Genomic DNA, 6,001 nt, shown 5'->3' on the forward strand with positions numbered 1-6,001 from the left:
AAGCCGACGCGCCGTGCCAGACGACTTACCGGGACAGGATCAGCGAGGTCACAGACCACCTGACGCGCACCAGTACGCTGCTCCGCGCACTCGAAGACGACCTGGCTACCTGGACGGGCATTGCTCGAACTGGCCCAGGCGGACGCTGACCGATACGAGAAGCCGGCGTCGCTCAACGAATACTGCTTCCTCCTTCAGACCCGCGGCTTCGAGCCGCGTGGTCGGTCATCCACACCACGCTCGGCGTGCCGGGGGCGTTTAGCCGCGGCCTGCGCCACTACCCGGATGGTCGAATCGCTGCTGCTTCGGGGTGCGGGGCGGTGACCACGCACCTCACCGTCGACCCAGCCGCGGGGCTTGACGCCCGTTGGCTAATTGCATTAGCTTGACGGCGAACAGCATTAGCCAACGTTGCGGAGAACGTCATGACCGAGTACCTGGACATCGCCGGCAACACCCTCGCCTACGACGTGACCGGGCAGGGACCTCTCGTCGTTCTGGCGCACGGCATCGGCGACAGCCGGCACTCCTACCGCTTCCTCGCCCCGGCCCTGGCCGCGCAGGGGTACCGGGTCGCCAACGTCGACGTCCGTGGTTGTGGGGACTCCAGCGTCGGCTGGGACGGGTACAGCCGGACCGACATCGCCGGGGACCTGGTCGCCGTCGTGCGTCAGCTTGGTGGTCCGGCCGTGATCATCGGCCAGTCGATCAGCGGTGGCGCCGCCACCATCGCGGCCGCGACCGCGCCCGATCTCATCGCCGGCGTCATCGAACTGGCGCCGTTCACCCGCGCGCAGTCGTTCGACCTCGGCGGACTGGTGCGGGTGAAGCGGTTCCGGGCCGGCTACACGCAGATGGCGCAGGTCATGCTGCGCGGAAGGCTGGAGAGCTGGCTGAAGTACCTCGACGTGGCGCTGCCGGTCAAGCCCGCCGACTGGGACAGCGAGTCGGCCCGTATCGCGGCGAAGCTGCGTGAGCCGGGCCGGATGAAGGTGCTGCAGGCCATGTGCAAGACCAGCCCGGCCGACGCCGGTGCGCAGCTGGCCAACGTCACGTGCCCGGTCCTGATCATCGAGGGCAGCGTCGACCCCGACTGGGCCGACCCCCGCGCCGAGGGCGAGAAGATCGTCGCCGACCTGCCGCGCGGTCTCGGTGAACTGGCGGTCGTCGAGGGTGCCGGGCACTACCTGCACGTCCAGACGCCCGATCAGGTCGTCGCACTGGCCCAGCCGTTCCTGGACAAGACGCTGACCCGTGCCTAGGGCGGGGCTCACCCCGGCCTCGGTCACCGAAGCCGGGGCCGCGCTGGCCGACGAGGTCGGGTTCGCCCAGCTCAGCATGGGCCTGCTGGCCGAGCGGCTCGGGGTCCGGACTTCCTCGCTCTACAAGCACGTCGCCGGCCAGGCCGACCTCGTCCACCGCATCGCGGTCCAAGCCGGGCACGAGCTCGCCGACGCCATCCGCGACGCGATCCAGGGCCGGGCGGGCAGTGACGCCTTCACCGCCGGCGCCCAGGCGATGCGGACGTACGTGAAGCAGCACCCCGGCCGGTACGCGGCGGGCAACGCCGCCCGCTCGACCGGGCCCGACGACCCGCTCGTCGCGGTGGTCGACCGGGTGCTCGCCTCGTGGGCGGCGATGGTGCGCGGGTACGGGATCGGCTCCGGTCAGGAGATCCACGTCCTGCGGATGGTGCGCACCATGCTGCACGGGTTCGCGACGCTGGAAGCGGCCAACGGGTTCCAGATCGACGTGGGTGTCGACGACAGTTTCACCTGGATGGTCGACTTCATCGACCACGGTTTGCGGTCCCTGGACGGGGCCTGATTCGCTGATCCTTCGTGAGGAGTTGCCAGGTCCGTGAACACCGCCGACGAAGCCGAGGACACCCGGACCGAGCGGCACGCGAGCTGGGCCGAGCTGTTCTTCGACCTGGTGGTCGTGGCCGGCGTGGCGGCCCTGGCCCACGTGCTCGGGTCCGAACCGGACGCCGCGGCGCTCGGTCTCTACACACTGTTGTTCCTGGCCTTCTGGCTGTCGTGGACGACTTTCATGTTGTACAGCAACGTCGCGGCCGGGAAGACCCGCGTGATCCGGCTGATGATCGGGATGTTCGGCCTCGGGGTGATGGTCGCGTCCGTGCCGGGCGTGGCGCATTCGGTGCTCGGCCACGACGGCGACGCCCACCCGACGACCGTGTTCGCGATCGCCTACATCGCCACACGCGTCTACGGGTCCCGGTCGTGGCGCCGGGGCGAAGTGCTGCTGGACTTCCCGGTCGTGCAGTACTCGGCCGGGCTGCTGCCGTGGATCGCGTCGATCTGGGTCGACGGGCGGTGGACGCTCGTGCTCTGGGCGGTGGGGATCGCTCTCGATCTGCTGCTGATCCTGGCCGTGTCCGGCGACAAGCTCCTCAAGCAAGCCCAGACAGCACTCACCACGCGAGCCGGTTCCCGGCATGGCGCGCGCCCCGAGGGGAAACTGCCAGTGATCCACGGGGTGTCGGTCGATCCGGCGCACTTCTCCGAGCGGCTCGGGCTCTTCATGATCATCGTGCTCGGTGAATCGGTGGTGCAGGTCATCGGCGCCGCGGCCGAGGCACACTACGACGTCGGCGTACTGGCCACCGGACTCGCGTCGTTCGTGTTGCTGGCCGGGATGTTCGGCTTGTCCGTCGTCTTCGGCTACGCCGGCTTGCCGCACCTGCGGGCCGGCCGGATCCCCGCCCGTGCGGCGCTCGGCCTGCACTGCCTGGTCACCGGCGTCGTCGCCACCGTGGCGGTGTCGCTCTCGTCGGTGATGAAGCACGGGTCCGATCCGTTGCCCGGGCAGGGACGCTGGTTGCTGTGCGGCGCGGTCGCGACTTACTTCGCCCTCGGCGTGGTCACCGGTGTGGCCAGCCACAGCTCCGACATGCAGCGGACGATCTCGCGGATCATCACGGGCATCGTGGTCCCGCTCCTGCTCGGCCTGCTCGCCCACGGTATCGGCGGCCGGACGTTGGTGGCCTGCATGGCCTTGGTGGTGCTCGCCCACCTCTGGTTCGAACGGCGCATGGCACCGGCCGAGGGCGGTGCCTGACAAGCAGAATCTAGGCAAGTTCCGGTGCTTCCGCCGGTAGCGTGCTCGGTGCTCGCCGCCCGGTTCGTTCGATGGGAGTGACCTTGACCGCCCTTTTCGCGGCCCCCCGGAAGGTCAGGGACACGGCGCCCTTCGCGCGGACGCCCGTGTTCGTCGTCGCGGGGCTGCTCGGGCTCCTGCTGATCGCCGTGGCGGGACGGTACGGCTACTTCGGGGACGAGCTCTACTTCCTCGCCGCCGGACGGCATCTGGCGTGGGGGTACGCCGATCAGCCGCCGCTCGTGCCGCTGCTGGCCCGGGCGATGGAGGCGATCGCGCCGGACTCGGTGTTCGTCCTGCGACTGCCGGCGATGGTCGTGATGGTCGTGTCCGTGGTGCTCACGGCGCTGATCGCCCGGGAGATGGGTGGCGGCCGCCGGGCGCAGGTGCTGGGCGCGGCGACGTTCGCGGTGTCCACGCAGTTCGTGGCGAGCGGCCACTACCTGGCGACGTCCACCTTCGATCCGTTCCTGTGGACGCTGCTGGTGTGGCTGCTCGTGCGCTGGGTCCGCACTCGCGCCGACGGCCTGCTGGTGTGGTCGGGCGTCGTCACCGCCATCGCGCTGAACACCAAGCTGCTGATCGGCGCGTTCTGGCTGGTCGCCGTGATCGCCGTGCTGGCGTGCGGTCCGCGCGAGCTGCTGCGGCGGCCCGCCCTGTGGCTCGGCGGGCTCATCGCGGCGGCCGCGGTCGTGCCGACGCTGGTCTGGCAGGCCACGCACGGCTGGCCCCAGCTGGCGATGAGCACGGCGATCTCGCAGGAGGTCGCGGCGATGCCGGGTGGCCGGGCGATGATCCTGCCCGTCATGCTCGCCCTGACCGGGCTCCCGGTCGCGGCGCTGCTCCTCGGGTACGGCGGCTGGCGGCTGCTGCGCGCACCCGAGCTGCGGGAATACCGGTTCCTCGGCTGGACGACGGCCGGGCTCACCGTGCTGTTCGTCGTCGTCGCCGGGCGGCAGTACTACGTCGCGGGCCTCTACGGCGTGTGCTGGGCGGCCGCGGCGGTCGAGCTCGAGCGCGGGCGGGCGGCGCGCTGGTGGCGGTGGGCCGCCACCTGGCCGGTGTACCTGCTCACGGTCGTGATCATGCTGCCGACGGCGTTGCCGATCTGGCCGCAATCGTGGCTGCGGGACCACCCGCGGCTGCCGAAGTCGGTGTTCTCCGCCGAGGAGGTCGGCTGGCCGGAGGTGACGGCGTCGATCGCGAAGACCTACCACGCCCTGCCGGACCCGGCCCACACGGCGATCGTGACGCGGATGTACTGGCAGGCCAGTGCCGTCGACCACTACGGCCCGGCGCTCGGCCTGCCCGAGCCGGCGAGCCCGAACCGCGGCTACCACTCACTCGTGACGCCGCCGGATTCGGCGACGAGCGTGCTCTACGCCGGCCCGGATCCGCTGGCGCTGCAAGGGCATTTCGCGAACGTCCGGCGCGTCGGCACGGTCGACGAGGGGCTCGGGATCGCGAACACGAGCCAGGGCCTGCCGTTGTGGCTGGCCACCGGCCGGGCCGAGAGCTGGGCGGCGTTGTGGCCGAAGCTGCGGGACTTCCACGTCTGATACCCGGGAAATCCCCAGTGTCACCGGTGTTAGCGTGCCGCCCGTCCGGGCACCGGCGAAAGGGGTCAGGTGGATACCACCGCGTCCTACCCGTTCAACCACGGCGACGGCTTGGCGCTCGACGACGCCTACGCCGAGGCGCGGGAGCGGCCGGGGCTGACCCGGGTGCGGCTGCCCTTCGGCGAACCCGGCTGGCTCGTCACCCGCTACGCCGACGCGCGCCAGGTGCTGGGGGACCGGCGGTTCTCGACGCAGCTCGGCACGCAGCACGACTGGCCGCGCGTGATCCCGATGCGTGCCGAGATGGGCATCCTCGGCCTGGACGCGCCCGACCACCCGCGGCTGCGGCGGCTCGTGGCGAAGGCCTTCACCGCCGCCCGCGTCGAACAGCTGCGGCCGTGGGTGCGGACCCTCGCGCGTGAGCTGCTTTCCGGCCTCAAGGAGCAGGGTGGCACCGCGGACCTCGTGGATCAGTTCGCGTTGCCGTTCTCCGTGCAGGTGATCTGCGAGCTGCTCGGTGTGCCCCCGCGGGACCGGCCGAAGTTCCGCGTCTGGACCGACTGGGTGTTCTCGACGACGCCGATCAGCCCCGAAGAGTTCATGGCCAACCACGCGGCCTTCCGCGGCTACATGGCGTCCCTCGTCGAGGCGCGCCGGGAAGAGCCGCGCGACGACCTGATCTCCGCCCTGATCCGCGCCCAGGACGACGAGGACCGGATCAGCGCGGACGAGCTGGTCGACCTCGGCAACTCGCTGCTGCTGGCCGGGCACGAGACGACCGCCGCGCAGGTCGGCAACTTCGTCGACGTCCTGCTGCACACCCCCGGCGGCTGGCAGCGGCTGCTCGACGACCCGGACCTGGTGCCGTCCGCGGTCGAGGAGCTGACCCGGTTCGTGCCGCTGATGTCCGGTTCGGTCTTCCCGCGGTACGCGGCCGAGGACATCGAGGTCGGCGGCACGCTCGTCCCGGCGGGCGAAGGGGTGCTGGTGTCGCTGGGGTCGGCCGACCGGGACCCCGCGCGGTTCGGCGAGCCCGACACGCTCGACCTCGGCCGCGAGCAGAACCCGCACCTCGGTTACAGCCACGGCGCGCACCACTGCTTCGGCGCAGCGCTGGCCCGCGTCGAACTGCAGGAGGCGTTGCGCGCGCTGCTGGACCTGATGCCCGCGTTGCGGGTCACGGGGGAGATCGCCTGGAAGCCTCAGGTCGCCGTGCGCGGTGTGAGCAAGTACGTCGTGGGTTGGTGATTCTCTAGGGATTCCCCCACCTCGTTCACGGTTAGCTCGCGGGGTCGGATCGCCGCATCGACGCCGGGAGCAGC

Annotated in this window: 5 protein-coding genes; all 5 read left to right on the forward strand. The window is 71.0% G+C overall.

Translation table 11 applies throughout. The features are described 5' to 3' along the window. The first annotated feature begins 425 nt into the window (after positions 1–425). Complete coding sequence (locus tag OG570_RS29395) at positions 426–1,262, forward strand: alpha/beta fold hydrolase (RefSeq protein WP_326952377.1); 837 nt, start codon at positions 426–428, stop codon at positions 1,260–1,262. After that, positions 1,255–1,827: a TetR/AcrR family transcriptional regulator gene (locus OG570_RS29400; RefSeq protein ID WP_326952378.1), complete on the forward strand. Its 573-nt coding sequence runs from the start codon at positions 1,255–1,257 to the stop codon at positions 1,825–1,827. Before OG570_RS29395 ends, OG570_RS29400 begins: the two co-directional genes overlap by 8 nt. A 33-nt stretch (positions 1,828–1,860) precedes the next feature. Next, positions 1,861–3,081: a low temperature requirement protein A gene (locus tag OG570_RS29405; protein WP_326952379.1), complete on the forward strand. Its 1,221-nt coding sequence runs from the start codon at positions 1,861–1,863 to the stop codon at positions 3,079–3,081. An 83-nt stretch (positions 3,082–3,164) separates the two neighbouring features. Continuing rightward, positions 3,165–4,679: an ArnT family glycosyltransferase gene (locus tag OG570_RS29410; RefSeq protein WP_326952380.1), complete on the forward strand. Its 1,515-nt coding sequence runs from the start codon at positions 3,165–3,167 to the stop codon at positions 4,677–4,679. A 69-nt stretch (positions 4,680–4,748) separates the two neighbouring features. Further along, positions 4,749–5,927: a cytochrome P450 gene (locus tag OG570_RS29415; RefSeq protein ID WP_326952381.1), complete on the forward strand. Its 1,179-nt coding sequence runs from the start codon at positions 4,749–4,751 to the stop codon at positions 5,925–5,927. The last annotated feature ends 74 nt before the right edge of the window (positions 5,928–6,001 follow it).

Source organism: Amycolatopsis sp. NBC_01286 (genome assembly GCF_035982555.1).
In the GTDB taxonomy this organism is placed as follows: Bacteria; Actinomycetota; Actinomycetes; order Mycobacteriales; family Pseudonocardiaceae; genus Amycolatopsis.

Coding starts and splice junctions, on each gene's coding strand:
- OG570_RS29395 (WP_326952377.1), top strand. CDS start 426: ATGACCGAGTACCTGGACATCGCCGGCAACACCCTCGCCTACGACGTG.